This is a genomic window from Thermus sediminis, assembly GCF_003426945.1.
In the GTDB taxonomy this organism is placed as follows: domain Bacteria; phylum Deinococcota; class Deinococci; order Deinococcales; family Thermaceae; genus Thermus; species Thermus sediminis.
Genome location: NZ_QURO01000004.1, coordinates 986,226 through 1,000,929, shown reverse-complemented (window position 1 = coordinate 1,000,929; position 14,704 = coordinate 986,226). Strand labels below are relative to the sequence as shown.

Genomic DNA, 14,704 nt, shown 5'->3' with positions numbered 1-14,704 from the left:
GTCCTCTTGTTCTCTTGACAAAGCCATGCTACCCTGGGCCCAGGAGCGCTTGGGAGCGCTTCCAAATCCCATGGACATGAAGGCGTGGCAGGTGCAGTCGGAAAAGGAGCGCCTGGAGCTCAGGGCCAGGCTCCACGAGCTTCTGCACCGCCTAAAGGGAGAGCCCAACGCCCTCCTCCCCTTCCACCAGGCCCTGGCCTTGAGGCCCAAGGGGGAGCACCACCTGGGCCTAAAGACCATAGAGGTGGACAGGGTGGTGGGCTCCGTGGACCGCTATGAGGACTTTGACCACACCTTCCTCCCCAAGACCCCCCACACCCTGGAGCGCTGGAAGAGGCTCAGGGCCCTCCAGCTCGAGGGGGTGGAGCTTCCCCCCATTGAGGTCTACCAGGTGGGGGAGGCCTACTTCGTCAAGGACGGGAACCACCGGGTGGCCCTGGCCAAGGCCACGGGGCAGAGGTACCTAGACGCCTACGTCATCGCCCTGGAGGTCCCCGTTCCCGTGGAGCCAGGGGATACCCTCAAGGACCTGATCCTCAAGGCGGAGTACGCCCACTTCCTGGAGAAGACCAGGCTCAAGGAGCTGGTGCCCGAGGCCGAGGAGATCCGCTTCACCACCCTAGGCCGGTACGACCTCCTCCTGGACCACATCGTCACCCGGCGGTACTTCAAGGGGCTGGAGGAGGGGCGGGAGGTCTCCTGGGAGGAGGCCGTGGTGGACTGGTACCAGAACCTCTACCGGCCCACCCTCGAGGCCATCCGCCGCCTGGGGCTTCTCAGGGGCTTCCCCGGGCGCGCGGAGGCCGACCTCTACCTCTGGGTCATGGACCACCGCCACTTCCTGGCCCAGGAGCTGGGGGTGGGCCTGGGCCTCGAGGAGGCGGCGCGGAGCTACGAGGCGCGGTTTGGGTCCTGGTGGAAGCGGCTTGGGGGTGGCCTCAAGGGGCTTCTTGGCCGATAGGGGTTGCCCCAGGGCGAGGCTCGGGTTATCCTGTATACAGGATGCAGGTCACGGGCTTCCGCCGGCCCAACCAGGTGCGCGAGGCGGTCTACGGCCACCTCAGGGGCCTCCTCCTCTCCGGCCGCTTCGCCCCTGGGGAAAGGCTTTCCGAGCCCCTCCTGGCCAAGGAGCTTGGGGTTTCCCGCACCCCCGTGCGGGAGGCCCTCATGCGCCTAGCGGAGGAGGGGCTGGTGGAGCTCGTCCCCGGCAAGGGGGCCAGGGTCAGGGTCTTCACCCCGGAAGAGGTGGAGGAGGTCTATGGGGCACGGGCCCTTCTGGAGGGGGAGGCGGCCAGGGAGGCGGCCCTCCGGGCCACGCCGTGGGAGCTATCCCAGCTGGAGGCCGCCCTTAAGGCCATAGACGAGGCCCCCGAGGGGGATTACCCGGAGCAGATGCGCCGGGACCTAGAGTTCCACCGCACCCTGGTGCGCCTCTCCGGGAACAAGACCCTCTACGGGCTCTACGAGGACCTCCTCGCCACCCTGGCCCTGGTCCGAAGCGCGGTGCCCATGCTCTCCCAGGAGGAGGCCACCCGGCGGGAGCACCAGGCTATCCTGGAGGCCCTGAGGGCCCGGGACCCCGAGGGGGCCAGGCGGGCGGTGGAAGCCCACGTCTTCCGCTTCCGCGACCTGGTGGTAGGGCGGCTTTTGGAGGAGGTATGAGCCTGGACTTGGCCTATCGGTCCTTTGTCCTTAGCGTGGCGGGGAGGAAGGGGGTGGAGCGCCTCATCAAGACCCGGGCCCGGGGCCTGGTGCGGCGCTACGTGGCCGGGGAGACCTTAGAGGAGGCCCTAAAGGCGGCGGAGGCCCTGGAGGAGAAGGGCGTCCACGCCATCCTGGACCTCCTAGGGGAGATGGTGAGGAGCGAGGGGGAGGCCAGGGCCTTTCAGGGGCAGATCCTGGATCTAGTCCGATCCTTGGCCCAAAGGCCCTGGCCCAAGTACGTCTCCCTCAAGCCCTCCCAGCTGGGCTTGGACCTCTCCGAGGGGCTGGCCCGGGAGCTCCTAAGGGAAATCCTCAAGGAGGCCGAGCCCAGGGGGGTCTTCGTCCGCCTGGACATGGAGGACTCCCCCCGGGTGGAGGCCACCCTGCGCCTCTACAAGGGCCTAAGGGAGGAGGGGTTTTCCCAGGTGGGCCTCGTCCTCCAGAGCTACCTCTTCCGCACGGAAAAGGACCTCTGGGACCTCCTCCCCTACCGGCCCAACCTGCGCCTGGTCAAGGGGGCCTACCGGGAGCCCAAGGAGGTGGCCTTCCAGGACAAGCGGCTCATTGACGCCGAGTTCCTGCACCTGGGGAAGCTGGCCCTAAAGGAAGGCCTTTACGTGGCCTTCGCCACCCACGATCCCCGCCTCATCGCCGAGGTGAAGCGCTACACAAAGGCCATGGGCGTCCCCAGGGAGGGCTTTGAGTTCCAGTTCCTCTACGGGGTGCGCCCCGAGGCGCAAAGGCGCCTGGCCCAGGAGGGGTACAGGGTAAGAGCCTACGTGCCCTACGGCAAGGACTGGTACCCCTACCTGACCCGGCGCATCGCCGAGAGGCCGGAGAACCTGTTTCTGGTGCTGAGAAGCCTCTTAGGAGGCTAGGAGGAGCTTATGACCGTGGAAACTTTCCGGAACCAGCCCATAGAGACCTTCGCCAGCGAAGAGACCAGGCGGGAGATGCGGGAGGCCCTGAGGCGGGTCAGGGCCGAGTTTGGCCGCCACTGGCCCCTCTACCTCGGGGGGGAGTGGGTGGACACGGGGGAGAGGATCGCCTCCCTAAACCCTTCCGCCCCGGGCGAGGTGGTGGGGACGGTGGCCAAGGGGGGGAAGGCGGAGGCCGAGGCCGCCCTCGAGGCCGCCTGGAAGGCCTTTAAGGCCTGGAAGGACTGGCCCCAGGAGGACCGTAGCCGCCTTCTCCTCAAGGCGGCGGCCCTCATGAAGAGGAGGCGGCGGGAGCTGGAGGCCACCTTGGTCTACGAGATCGGCAAGAACTGGACCGAGGCCAGCGCCGAGGTGGCCGAGGCCATCGACTTCCTGGAGTACTACGCCCGCCAGGCCCTCAAGTACAAGTACCCCTCGGTGGAGGTGGTCCCCTACCCCGGGGAGGACAACGAGAGCTTCTACCTGCCCCTGGGGGCGGGGGTGGTCATCGCCCCCTGGAACTTTCCCCTGGCCATCTTCACCGGGATGATCGCCGGGCCCGTGGCCGTGGGGAACACCGTGGTGGCCAAGCCCGCGGAGGTCACCCCGGTCATCGCCGCCAAGGCCTTCGAGGTCTTCCACGAGGCGGGCTTCCCCCCGGGGGTGGTGAACCTCCTCCCCGGGGAGGGGCGGGAGGTGGGGGCCTACCTGGTGGACCACCCCAGGACCCGGTTCATCAACTTCACGGGGAGCCTCGAAGTGGGCCTCTTCATCCACCAGGCGGCAAGCCGCCTGGCCCCGGGGCAGAGGTGGCTCAAACGGGTCTTCCTGGAGCTCGGCGGCAAGGACGCCATCATCGTGGACGAGACCGCGGACTTTGACCTGGCCACGGAGGGCATCCTGGTCTCCGGCTACGGCTTCCAGGGGCAGAAGTGCTCCGCCGCAAGCCGCCTCATCCTCACGGAAGGGGCCTACGAGCCCGTGTTGGAGCGAGTGCTGGAGCGGGCCCGGCGCCTTACCGTGGGCCCGGCGGAGGAGAACCCCGACCTGGGCCCCGTGGCTTCCAAGGCCCAGGAGGAGAAGATCCTCTCCTACATCGAGATCGGCAAGGGGGAGGGAAGGCTTGTCCTTGGGGGAAAGCGACTGGAAGGGGAGGGCTATTTCCTCGCCCCCACGGTCTTCACCGAGGTGCCCCCCACGGCCAGGATCGCCCAGGAGGAGATCTTCGGCCCCGTGCTCTCCGTGATCCGGGTGGGGGACTTCGGCGAGGCCCTGGAGGTGGCCAACAACACCGTCTACGGCCTCACGGGCGGGGTTTACTCCAGGAAGCGGGAGCACCTGGAGAGGGCGAGGCGGGAGTTCCACGTGGGGAACCTCTACTTCAACCGCAAGATCACCGGGGCCCTGGTGGGGGTCCAGCCCTTTGGCGGCTTCGGCCTCTCCGGCACCGACACCAAGGCGGGCGGCCCCGACTACCTCCTCCACTTCCTGGAGATGAAGACCGTGGCCGAGCGGTTTTAGGACCCCCTAGACCCAGGAGGCCCCCTTGGGCTATCCTGGGAGCATGACCCCGACCTCCTTCTGGTGGCCCGGCTAGGCCCCGGGAGGGAGGCGGTCTTTCCCCCGGGGTAGGCCCCGGGGGGTTCTTTTAGGGGGCGGCATGGAACCCATAAGACCCTTTCGCAGGACCTTCCTCGCGGACCTGGAAACCCCGGTGACCGCCTACCTGAAGCTTTCGGAAAAGGCCCCCGTGAGCTTCCTCCTGGAATCGGTGGAAAGGGGGCGGCAGAGCCGCTTCTCCATCGTGGGGGTGGGGGCGAGGCGCACCTTCCGCCTTAAGGACGGGGTCTTCACCGTGAACGGGGAGAAGGTGAAGGCCCAAGACCCCTTGCGCACCCTCTACGAAGCCGTCTCCGCCCCCCTGGAGCGCCACCCCGACCTCCCCCCCTTCTTCGGGGGCGTGGTGGGGTACGCGGCCTACGATCTCATCCGTTACTACGAAAAACTTCCTAGCCTCAAGCCCGACGACCTCTCTCTCCCCGACCTCCTCTTCGTGGAGCCGGAGGTGGTCCTGGTCTTTGACCACACCAAAAGCCTCCTCCACCTGGTGGCCCCGGCCCAAAGCGCGGAGGAGGCGGAGGCGCGCCTGGCCTGGGCGGAGGGGAGGCTCAAGGGCCCCCTCCCCGGGGTGCCGGGGGAGCGGGCGGGGGGGAGGGCCAGCTTCCAGGCGGACATGAGCCGGGAGGCCTACCTGGAGGCGGTCAGGAAGGCCCTCGGCTACATCCGCGCTGGGGACATCTTCCAGGTGGTCCTCTCCCTAAGGCTCTCCTCCCCCCTCACCGTCCACCCCTTCGCCCTCTACCGCGCCCTAAGGAGCGTGAACCCGAGCCCCTACATGGGCTACTTGGACCTGGGGGAGGTGGTCCTGGTCTCGGCCAGCCCGGAAAGCCTCCTGCGCTCGGACGGGAGGAGGGTGGTGACCCGGCCCATCGCGGGCACCAGGCCCCGGGGGAGGGACGAGGAGGAGGACAGGAGGCTTGCCGAGGAGCTTCTAAAGGACGAAAAGGAGCGGGCGGAGCACGTGATGCTCCTGGACCTCTCCCGCAACGACATCGGCCGGGTGGCCGCCTTCGGCACGGTGCGGGTCCTCGAGCCCCTGCACGTGGAGCCCTACTCCCACGTGATGCACCTGGTCTCCACGGTGGAAGGGGTCCTGGCCGAGGGGAAGACCCCCTTGGACGCCCTGGCCAGCGTCCTCCCCATGGGCACCGTCTCCGGGGCCCCCAAGATCCGGGCCATGGAGATCATCGAGGAGCTGGAGCCCCACCGGAGGGGCCCCTACGGGGGGGCCTTCGGCTACCTGGCCTACGACGGGGCCATGGACATGGCCCTCACCCTGCGCACCTTCGTCATCGCTGGGGGGCGGATGCACGTCCAGGCGGGGGCGGGGATCGTGGCGGACTCGGTGCCGGAGAGGGAGTACGAGGAGTGCCTGAACAAGGCGAGGGCCCTCCTCAAGGCGGTGGAGATGGCGGAGGCGGGTTTATGACCGTTTTGGTGATAGACAACTACGACAGCTTCACCTACAACCTGGTCCAGTACCTGGGGGAGATGGGGGCGAGGCCCGTGGTCTGGCGGAACGACCGGTTCGCCCTGGAGGAGGTGGAGGCCTTGGACCCGGACCGCATCCTCATCAGCCCCGGGCCCTGCACCCCCTTGGAGGCGGGGCTTTCCCTTCCCCTCATCGGGCGCTACGCCCCCCGCTACCCCATCCTGGGGGTCTGCCTGGGGCACCAGGCCATCGGGGCCGCCTTCGGGGGGAAGGTGGTGCTGGCCCCGGTCGTCATGCACGGGAAGGTGAGCGCCATCCACCACGACGGCACCGGGGTCTTCCGGGGCCTGCCCAACCCCTTCCCCGCCACCCGCTACCACTCCTTGGTGGTGGAGGCGGTGCCCGAGGAGCTTCGGGTCAACGCCTGGGTGGAGGAGGCGGGGGGGCGGACGGTGATGGGCTTCCGCCACCGGGACTTCCCCACCCACGGGGTCCAGTTCCACCCGGAAAGCTACCTCACGGAAGCCGGTAAACTCATCCTCAAGAACTTCCTGGAGGACCCATGGAGGCGCTGAAGAAGGCCCTTTTAGGCGAGGTGCTGGGGGAGGAGGAGGCCTATGGGCTCATGGGGGCCCTGATGCGGGGGGAGGTCTCCCCGGTGAAGGCGGCGGGCCTCCTCACCGCCCTGGCCTTAAGGGGGGAGAGGCCCCACGAGATTGCCGCCATGGCCCGGGCCATGCGGGAGGCGGCGAGGCCCCTCAAGGTGGGCCGGCGCCCCCTTCTGGACCTCGTGGGCACCGGGGGGGATGGGAAGGGCCTCCTGAACCTCTCCACCCTGGGGGCCTTGGTGGCGGCGGCGGGCGGGGTGGCCGTGGCCAAGCACGGGAACCGGGCGGCGAGTTCCAAGGCGGGCTCCGCGGACCTCTTGGAGGCTTTGGGGGTGGACCTCGAGGCCCCTCCCGAAAGGGTGGGGGAGGCCATTGAGGCCCTGGGCTTCGGCTTCCTCTTCGCCCGGGTCTTCCACCCCGCCATGCGCCACGTGGCCCCGGTGCGGGCGGAGCTGGGCATCCGCACCGTCTTCAACCTCCTGGGCCCCCTCACCAACCCCGCCGGGGCGGACCGGTATGTGCTGGGGGTCTTTAGCCCTGGGTGGCTTTCCCCCATGGCCGAGGCCCTAGGGAGGCTTGGGGCCAAGGGCCTCGTGGTCCACGGGGAGGGGGCGGACGAGCTGGTCTTGGGGGAGAACCAGGTGGTGGAGGTGGGGAAGGGGGCTTACGCCCTCACCCCGGAGGCGGTGGGCTTGGGGCGGGCCCCCCTCGAGGCCCTAAGGGGGGGCTCCCCCGAGGAGAACGCCGAGCTTGCCCGAAGGGTCCTCAAGGGGAGGGAGAAGGGGCCCCTAGGGGGGGCCGTGGCCCTGGCGGCGGGGGCGGGGTTTTACGCCGCGGGGAAAGTCCCCACCCTGGAGGAGGGGGTGCGCCTGGCCCTGGAGGTTCTGGCCTCGGGGGAGGCCTACCTCCTCCTGGAGCGGTACGTGGCCTTCCTCAAGGGCTAGACGGGAAGCCCCTGGTAGAGGGCCTCCAGGTCCAAGGAGGCTTCCACACAGGGAAGGGGTACCTGGCCCTCCTCCACCACCTCGTAGCGAAAGCTACCGTCGGGCAGGCGGCGGTAGACCTCCACCCGCTTGGCTTCCTGGGAGACCAGGACGTAGGCCTGAAGCCCGGGGAGCTTGCGGTAGCGGTGGAGCTTCTCTCCTCGGTCTATGGCCTCCGTTCCCTGGGAGAGGACCTCCACCACCAGGCAGGCGGTCCTCTTGTACCGGGCCCCCTCTAAGGGCTCCTCGCAGGTGACGAACACATCCGGGTAATAGGCCGCGTCCTCCACCTTGAGGAGCATGCCCTCGGCGAAGGCTTCACACCCTGCCCTTTCCGCCGCCGGCAGGAGGGCGAGGAGGATGCGGGCCACCAGGCGGTTGTGGTAGTCCGTTCCCCCGGCCATGGCGAAGACCAGGCCCTCCACGAACTCGTGGCGCTCGGGGGAGGTGGCCTCGAGGGCCAAAAACTCCTCAAAGCTGGCCTGATAGAGGGGGGCTTTCCGGGCCATAGCCCTAGTCTAAACCCAGCTTACCGCCCCAAAGGTGTCCTCCCGCCTGGGGCTGGTGGAGAAGAGCACCACGGGGACGCCCGTGTGCTCCTCAACCAGCTCCAGGTAGCGGAGGAGGCTTTCCGGCAGGTCCTCCCGCCTTCGCACCCCGGCGAGGTCCCCCCAGCCCGGGAGCTCCAGGTAGCGCACCGCCTCCGGTCTGGCCTCCCCGGGGCGGCTCCCGTCCAGGTACTCCACGGCCACCCTCACCTTCTCCAGGCCGGAAAGCACGTCCAGCTTGGTGAGGATGAGGCCGTCAAACCCGTTCACCTCGCAGGCATACCGGAGGGCCACCAGGTCCAGCCAGCCCACCCGGCGGGGCCTGCCCGTGGTGGTCCCATACTCCCCGCCCCTTTCACGCAGGTGGTGGGCCAGGGGGCCGTGGAGCTCCGTGGGGAAGGGGCCTTCCCCCACCCGGGTGGCGTAGGCCTTGGTCACCCCGTAGACCTTGGTGAGGGCCTTGTGGGAAAGCCCCGTGCCCACCAGGATGCCCCCCACGGTGGGATGGGAGCTGGTCACGTAGGGGTAGGTGCCGTAGTTGAGGTCCAGGAGGGTGGCCTGGGCCCCCTCAAAGAGGAGGCGCTTCCCCTTCCTCACCGCCTCCCGGAGGAGGCTTCCCGTGTCGGCGATGTAGGGCTCGAGGATGGCCCGCATCCGCCCCAGGTCCTCCAGGGCCTTCTCCTCCGTGTCCCAGCCCGCCTCCTTCGTGGAGTTAGGCTTCTCAAAGAGGAGGCGGCGCACCCTCTCCCTCAGGACCTCCTCGTCCAGGAGGTCCCCGGCCCGGATCCCCACCCTTCTCGCCCGGTCGGAGTAGGCGGGGCCGATCCCCCTCCCCGTGGTGCCCACGAAGTTGTGGCGGCTTTCCACGTGCTTGTGGTGGGGGAGGACCAGGTGGGCCCTCTCGGAGACCAGGACCTGGGGGTGGAAGCCCTCCCTCTTCAGGGATTCCAGCTCCTCCTGGAAGCGGAAGGGGTCAAGGACCATCCCGTCCGCCAGGACGTTCACCGCGTGGGGGTGGATGACCCCGGAGGGGAGGAGGTTCAGCTTGAAGACCCGCCCCTCGGCCACCACGGTGTGCCCGGCGTTGGCCCCGCCCTGGTAGCGGACCACGTAGTCCGCCTCCCGGGCCAGGGCGTCCACCACCTTGCCCTTGCCCTCGTCTCCCCACTGCGCTCCGATGATGGCGACTCCCGGCATCCCCCTAAGCTTACGCCGCCTCGAGGCGGGCCACCTCCTCCGGGGTGAGGCGGAGGGCGAGGGCCAGGGCGTTTTGCCGCACCTGGGCCTCGTTCTTGGCCCCGGGGATGGGGAGGGCTCCCTTCTCCACCAGGTAGCGGAGGGCGAGGGCGGCGGGGGTGGTGCCCTTGGCCTGGGCGAGCTCCTTTAGGACGGGGAGGAGGGCCTTCACCCTGGGGAGGAGGGGGCGGTACTTCCTCCCCCGGTAGCCCCCGGGGGGCTTCTCCGGGTCCAGCTTGCCGGAAAGCCAGCCCATGGCCAAGGGGCTATAGGCCATGAGGGCGATCCCCTCCCGGCGCAAAGCAGGGAGGTGGGCCTCCCAGTCCCGCACCAGGAGGCTATACTCCACCTGCAGGGTAAGGAGGGGAACTCGGTGGCGGTCCAGCACCCCCTTGGCCTCCTCCAGCTGGGCCAGGCTCAGGTTGGAGAACCCCACCCCCCGGGCGAGGCCCCGCTCGTAGGCCTCCGCCAGGGCCTCGGCCCAGACCCTAAGGGGCACGGGGGGCCAGGGCCAGTGGAGGAGGTAGAGGTCCAGGGCCTCCACCCCAAGCCGCTTCAGGCTCCCCTTGAGGGCCCCCACCAGGCTCCTCCGGGAAAGCCGCCAGGGGTAGGGGAAGAACTTGCTCACCAGGTAGGGCCTCTGCCCCGTTTCCGCCATGAAGCGCCCCAGAAGCTCCTCGGCAAGGCCAAAGCCGTAGAACTCCGCGGTGTCCAGGAGGCGGATCCCCGCTTGTAGGCTCGCCGCGAAGGCCCTCCTGAGGTCCTCCTCCCCGTACTCCCGGCCGTAGCCCCAAAAAAGGCGGTCCCCCCAGGCCCAGGTGCCGAGGCCCATGGTGTGGGAGAAAAGGGGGTTCATGCCGCTTTGCCTCATGCCAGCCGGAAGGGATTGAAGTCGGTATCCCGGTCGTAGGCGTCCACGCCCTCGGTCCGTTTCAGGAAGCCCACCACCCCATAGGTGGCGGGGAGCATCAGGACCTCCACCCCTACCTTGAAGGCGTAGTTGGAGAGGAAGACCAGGAGGAGGACCTCATTGGGGAAGACCCCGTAGAAGGCCACGAGGAGGAAGATGGCGGTGTCCAGTCCCTGGCCCACCAGGGTGGAGGCCAGGGCCCTAAGCCAGAAGAAGCGCCCCTCGGTGCGCACCTTGAGCCGGGCCAGGACGTAGGCGTTGGCGAACTCCCCCACCAGGTAGGCCAGGAGGCTTCCCAGGACGATCCTGGGGGTGAGGCCCAGGAGGAGGCCGAAGGCCTCGGCGAAGCGGCGGCTTTCTGGGTCCTGGGGAGGGGGGAGGGCGGCCACCCCTTGGAAGGTGAGGGTGGCGAGGAGGAGGGCGAGGAAGCCGATCCAGATGACCCTCCGGCTCCGCCGGTAGCCGTAGACCTCGGTGAGGATGTCCCCAAAGATGTAGGCCAGGGGAAAGAGGAGGGTGCCCCCGTCAAAGGTGAAGGGCCCCAGGACCACCAGCTTGGTGGAGGCCACGTTGGAGACCAGGAGGACGGTGGCGAAGAGGGCGGTGATGAGGTCCAGGTGCTTCATTCTTCCTCCGGGCGGATGGAGGTGACGAAGGGAAGGTTCCGGTCAAACTGGGCCCGGTCCAGGCCGTAGCCGTAGACGTAGGCGTCCGCGATCTCGAAGCCCAGGTAGTGGATGGGGACCTCCACCTGGCGCCGGGCGGGCTTGGAAAGAAGGGCAGCCACCCTTATGGAGGCGGGCCTCCTGGCCTCCAGGTAGTCCAGGAGGTAGGAGAGGGTGAGGCCCGTGTCCACGATGTCCTCCACCACGATCACGTCCCGCCCGTGGATGGGGAGGCGCAGGTCCTTGAGAAGCTCCACCTCCCCGCTGGACCTAAAGGCGTTCCCGTAGGAGCTGATGGCGATGAAGTCCAGGGTGAGGGGGAGGGGGATGGCCCGCACCAGGTCGGCCATGAAGATGAAGGCCCCGTTCAGGACGCAGACCAGGTGGGGGGTCTTCCCCTGGTAGTCCCGGGCGATAGCCTCCCCTAGCTCGGCCACCCTCCTTTGGATGGCCTCGGCGCTGATCTGCACGGGACCGTTTCCCGCGGTGAACATGCCCCTCATTCTAGCCCCACTTCCTCGAGGAGGGCCTGAACCTCCTCTGGGGAAAGCCTGCGCCACCTTCCCGGGGGCAGGCTTCCCAGGCGGATGGGCCCTATCTGGAGGCGCACTAGCCGCTTCACCGGGTAGCCCAAGGCCTTGAGCATCCTGCGCACCTCCCGCTTCCTTCCCTCCCCCAGGGTGAGGAGGGCCCCCCCAGGGGCGGGCCGGCAGGCCAGGGCCCGGGCGGGACCGTCCTCGAGGGCCACCCCCCCCAAAAGCCTCCGGCACAGCGCCTCGGGCAGGGTTCCCCTTTCCGTCCAGACCCGGTAGACCTTCTTGACCCCGTACCGGGGGTGGGTGAGGCGGAAGGTGAGCTCCCCGTCGTTGCTAAAGAGGAGGAGGCCCTCGGAGTCCCGGTCTAGCCTCCCCACCGCCTGGAGGCTGGGGATTTCCGGGAGGAGCTCATAGACGGTTCTCCTGGCGTGGGGATCGGAGCGGGTGGTGGTGTACCCTCTGGGCTTATGGAGGGCCAGGACCACCCGTTCTTGGGGAAGCTCCACCCGCTTCCCCGCCACCTCCACCACGTGGGCTGGCCCCACCTTCTGCCCCAGGCGGGCCACTTCCCCGTTCACCCGCACCAGGCCCTTGAGGATCAGCTCCTCCGCCTTGCGTCGGCTCGCCACCCCGGCCCGGGCCAGGAAGGCTTGTAGGCGCATGGTCTCCTTCATGGAAAGTCGGGGGGGCGCTTTTCCTTTAGGGCCTTTAGCCCTTCCTCCAGCTCCTTGCCAAAGAAGCCCAGGAACTCCAGGGCCAAGGAGAGCTCAAAGTGGGGAAGGAAGGCGCGGAACCAGTGGTTCAGGGCCCGCTTGGTGTGCTCCAGGGCCTCTTTGGGGCCTTGGGCCAGCCTTTCCGCCACCTCGAGGGCCCTCCCGTACACCTCCCCGTCCTCCACCGCCAGGGCCACCAGGCCCAGCCGCTCCGCCTCCTCCCCCGTGAGGGGCTCATTGAGGAGGAGGTGGTACTTGGCCTTGGCCATGCCCACCAGGAGGGGCCAGAGGAGGACGGCGTGGTCCCCCGCCGCCACCCCCAGGCGCAGGTGCCCGTCCAGGAGCCTGGCCCCCTTGCCCACCACGGCCACATCCGCCGCCAGGGCTAAGGCGAGCCCCGCGCCCACCGCCACCCCTTCCACTGCGGCCACGATGGGCCGGGGGAAGTCTAAGGGCCTAAGGACCAGGTCCCGGGCCTCCCGGTAGACCCGCATCAAGGCCTCGGGGGAGGCGCGCATCTCCTCGATGAGGGCGAAGGAGCCTCCAGCGGAGAAGACCCCGCCCTCTCCCCGGAGGAGCACGGCCCGGACCCCCTCCACCTCCTCGAGGTCCCGCCACACCTGGGAAAGGGCCCGGTGGGTCTCGGGGCTCATGGCGTTCAGCCTTTCCCCCCTAAAGGTGACCTCCAGCACCCCGGGCCGAGGCCAGGCGAAGCCCAGGCTAGGGTAATGGCTTTGGAGCTCCACCCCTTCATTCTAGGGGGGTGATAGAATCCCCTAGGCATGGCCCTCTACGCGGTGGACAAGCCCCTCCACCTCACCTCCCACGATGCGGTGGATGAGGCCAGAAAGCGCCTCAACACCCGCCGGGTAGGGCACACGGGGACGCTGGACCCCCTGGCCACGGGGCTTCTCCTTCTGGTTTCCGAGGAGAGCACCAAGCTGGTCCCCTTCCTCTCGGGGGAGGAGAAGGAGTACCTCGCCTGGGTCTCCTTTGGGGCCACCACCCCCACCCTGGACGCAGAGGGCCCCGTCAGCGAGGAGGCCCCGGTGCGCTTGGACCGGAAGGACTTGGAAAGCCTCCTCCCGAGCTTCCTGGACGTCAAGGAGCAGGTGCCCCCCTTGTACTCGGCCATCAAGGTGGGGGGGAAGCGGGCCTATGAGGCCGCTCGGGAGGGGAAGCCCCTGGAGCTTGGCCCTAGGCCGGTGAGGTACCTGGAGGTGGAACTCCTGGCCCTAGATCCAGAGCCAACCCCCCACCCCATCGCCCCTTCCGCCAAGGGCTGGCGCCTGGCGGAAAAAGGGGGGAGGAGGGTAGAGCTGCCCAAGCCCCCAGGGCCTTACCCCACCGCGGTGATCCGCCTGGTGGTGGGCCCCGGCACCTATGTGCGCGCTTTTGCCCGGGACCTGGGGGAAAGGCTGAAGACCAAGGCCTTCCTCTCCGGCCTGGTGCGCACCCGCATCGGCAAAGTGGGGCTGGAGCGGGCGGTGAGGCTCTCCGAGCTTTCCCCGGACAAGGCCATCCCCGAGGTGGACGTCCTGCCCTTCCCCGTGGTGGAGCTCTCCCACACCGAGGCCAGGCGCGTCTTGGAGGGGGTACCCCTCCCCATCCCCGCCCTGGGCTACGTGACCCTGGTAGACTCCCGCAGGCGGCTTTTGGCCATCGCCGAGGGCGATGGGTTCAAGCTGAAGATCAAGAGGGTGTTCGTGAAGGAGGCCTAGCATGGTGATCGGCGTGCCCAAGGAGACCAAGACCCTGGAGAACCGGGTGGCCCTTACCCCCGGGGGCGTGGAGAGCCTGGTCCGCCGGGGCCACACCGTCTTGGTGGAGCGGGGGGCGGGCCTAGGTTCGGGCCTAAGCGACGTGGAGTACGAGCGGGCGGGGGCCATCCTGGTGCGCCAGGAGGAGGCCTGGAAGGCGGAGATGGTGGTGAAGGTGAAGGAGCCCCTGCCCGAGGAGTACCCCTTCCTGCGGGAGGGCCTGATCCTCTTCACCTACCTCCACCTGGCCGCCGACCGGACCCTCACCAAGGCCATGTTGCAAAGCGGGGTCACCGGCATCGCCTACGAGACCGTGCAGCTCGCTGACGGCTCCCTTCCCCTCCTCATCCCCATGAGCGAGGTGGCCGGGCGCATGGCCCCCCAGGTGGGGGCCCAGTTCCTGGAGAAGCCCCATGGGGGCCGGGGGATCCTCCTCGGGGGGGTACCGGGGGTGGCCCCGGCCAGCGTGGTCATCCTGGGGGGCGGCACTGTGGGCACCAACGCCGCCAAGATCGCCCTGGGCATGGGGGCCCAGGTCACCATCCTGGACGTGAACCACAAGCGCCTCCAGTACCTGGACGACATCTTCGGGGGGCGGGTGGTGACCCTCACCGCCACGGAGGCCAACATCAAGAAGAGCATTGGGCACGCCGACCTCCTCATCGGGGCGGTCCTGGTCCCGGGGGCCAAGGCCCCCAAGCTGGTGACCCGGGAGATGCTCCCCCTCATGAAAGAGGGGGCGGTGATCGTGGACGTGGCCGTGGACCAGGGAGGGTGTGTGGAGACCATCCGCCCCACCACCCACGCCGAGCCCACCTATGTGGTGGACGGGGTGGTCCACTACGGGGTGGCCAACATGCCCGGGGCCGTGCCCAGGACGTCCACCTTCGCCCTTACCAACCAGACCCTACCCTACGTGCTCAAGCTGGCGGAGAAGGGCTTGGGGGCCCTTTTGGAGGATGAGGCCCTCCTCAAGGGCCTGAACACCCATAGGGGCCTCCTCACCCACCCCGGGGTGGCCGAGGCCTTTGGCCTGGCCTATACTCCCCCTGAGGAAGCCCTGAGGAGGTAG

Annotated in this window: 16 protein-coding genes; 9 read left to right on the top strand and 7 right to left on the bottom strand. The window is 68.7% G+C overall.

All coding sequences use genetic code 11. The annotated features are described in order from the left end of the window. The first annotated feature begins 70 nt into the window (after positions 1 to 70). The 7 genes from ATI37_RS06000 (at position 71) to trpD (ending at position 7,225) form a co-directional block, all read left to right on the top strand. Complete coding sequence (locus ATI37_RS06000) at positions 71 to 961, top strand: DUF4032 domain-containing protein (RefSeq protein ID WP_408646650.1); 891 nt, start codon at positions 71 to 73, stop codon at positions 959 to 961. Between the two features lie 41 nt (positions 962 to 1,002). After that, positions 1,003 to 1,662: a GntR family transcriptional regulator gene (locus ATI37_RS05995; protein WP_117237567.1), complete on the top strand. Its 660-nt coding sequence runs from the start codon at positions 1,003 to 1,005 to the stop codon at positions 1,660 to 1,662. Beyond that, positions 1,659 to 2,582, top strand: a complete 924-nt coding sequence (locus ATI37_RS05990) for a proline dehydrogenase (protein WP_117237566.1) — start codon at positions 1,659 to 1,661, stop codon at positions 2,580 to 2,582. The genes ATI37_RS05995 and ATI37_RS05990 overlap by 4 nt, the downstream gene beginning before the upstream one ends. A gap of 9 nt (positions 2,583 to 2,591) precedes the next feature. Then, positions 2,592 to 4,142 (top strand): L-glutamate gamma-semialdehyde dehydrogenase, encoded by a 1,551-nt coding sequence (gene pruA / locus ATI37_RS05985; protein ID WP_117237565.1) that lies wholly within the window; start codon positions 2,592 to 2,594, stop codon positions 4,140 to 4,142. Positions 4,143 to 4,281: 139 nt separating this feature from the next. Further along, positions 4,282 to 5,670: an anthranilate synthase component I gene (trpE, locus tag ATI37_RS05980; RefSeq protein WP_117237564.1), complete on the top strand. Its 1,389-nt coding sequence runs from the start codon at positions 4,282 to 4,284 to the stop codon at positions 5,668 to 5,670. Next, on the top strand, positions 5,667 to 6,248 hold the full coding sequence (locus tag ATI37_RS05975; protein ID WP_117237563.1) for an anthranilate synthase component II: 582 nt from the start codon (positions 5,667 to 5,669) through the stop codon (positions 6,246 to 6,248). The genes trpE and ATI37_RS05975 overlap by 4 nt, the downstream gene beginning before the upstream one ends. Further along, positions 6,236 to 7,225, top strand: coding sequence for an anthranilate phosphoribosyltransferase (gene trpD, locus ATI37_RS05970; protein ID WP_117237562.1), 990 nt, complete (start codon positions 6,236 to 6,238; stop codon positions 7,223 to 7,225). The genes ATI37_RS05975 and trpD overlap by 13 nt, the downstream gene beginning before the upstream one ends. Here trpD and ATI37_RS05965 read toward each other — a convergent pair. Genes ATI37_RS05965 through ATI37_RS05935 form a run of 7 tightly spaced genes read right to left on the bottom strand, consistent with a single transcriptional unit; the run spans position 7,222 to position 12,618 of the window. After that, positions 7,222 to 7,773 carry a Uma2 family endonuclease gene (locus ATI37_RS05965; protein ID WP_117237561.1) on the bottom strand — a complete coding sequence of 184 codons (552 nt, stop codon included), beginning with the start codon at positions 7,771 to 7,773 and terminating at the stop codon, positions 7,222 to 7,224. The genes trpD and ATI37_RS05965 overlap by 4 nt on opposite strands. 9 nt (positions 7,774 to 7,782) lie before the next feature. After that, on the bottom strand, positions 7,783 to 9,009 hold the full coding sequence (locus ATI37_RS05960; protein ID WP_117237560.1) for an adenylosuccinate synthase: 1,227 nt from the start codon (positions 9,007 to 9,009) through the stop codon (positions 7,783 to 7,785). A gap of 10 nt (positions 9,010 to 9,019) precedes the next feature. Beyond that, on the bottom strand, positions 9,020 to 9,904 hold the full coding sequence (locus ATI37_RS05955) for an aldo/keto reductase (protein WP_117237559.1): 885 nt from the start codon (positions 9,902 to 9,904) through the stop codon (positions 9,020 to 9,022). A gap of 11 nt (positions 9,905 to 9,915) precedes the next feature. Continuing rightward, positions 9,916 to 10,584 (bottom strand): queuosine precursor transporter, encoded by a 669-nt coding sequence (locus ATI37_RS05950; RefSeq protein ID WP_117237558.1) that lies wholly within the window; start codon positions 10,582 to 10,584, stop codon positions 9,916 to 9,918. Further along, positions 10,581 to 11,126, bottom strand: a complete 546-nt coding sequence (gene hpt, locus ATI37_RS05945) for a hypoxanthine phosphoribosyltransferase (RefSeq protein ID WP_117237557.1) — start codon at positions 11,124 to 11,126, stop codon at positions 10,581 to 10,583. The genes ATI37_RS05950 and hpt overlap by 4 nt, the downstream gene beginning before the upstream one ends. Continuing rightward, positions 11,123 to 11,833, bottom strand: coding sequence for a pseudouridine synthase (locus tag ATI37_RS05940; protein ID WP_117237556.1), 711 nt, complete (start codon positions 11,831 to 11,833; stop codon positions 11,123 to 11,125). Before ATI37_RS05940 ends, hpt begins: the two co-directional genes overlap by 4 nt. After that, positions 11,830 to 12,618 carry an enoyl-CoA hydratase/isomerase family protein gene (locus ATI37_RS05935; protein ID WP_117237555.1) on the bottom strand — a complete coding sequence of 263 codons (789 nt, stop codon included), beginning with the start codon at positions 12,616 to 12,618 and terminating at the stop codon, positions 11,830 to 11,832. The genes ATI37_RS05940 and ATI37_RS05935 overlap by 4 nt, the downstream gene beginning before the upstream one ends. Positions 12,619 to 12,654: 36 nt before the next feature. On the opposite strand from ATI37_RS05935, the gene truB reads away from it, so the two are divergent. Both truB and ald read left to right on the top strand, forming a co-directional pair. Next, on the top strand, positions 12,655 to 13,593 hold the full coding sequence (gene truB / locus ATI37_RS05930; RefSeq protein WP_117237554.1) for a tRNA pseudouridine(55) synthase TruB: 939 nt from the start codon (positions 12,655 to 12,657) through the stop codon (positions 13,591 to 13,593). Between the two features lies 1 nt (position 13,594). Further along, positions 13,595 to 14,704, top strand: a complete 1,110-nt coding sequence (gene ald, locus ATI37_RS05925) for an alanine dehydrogenase (RefSeq protein ID WP_117237553.1) — start codon at positions 13,595 to 13,597, stop codon at positions 14,702 to 14,704.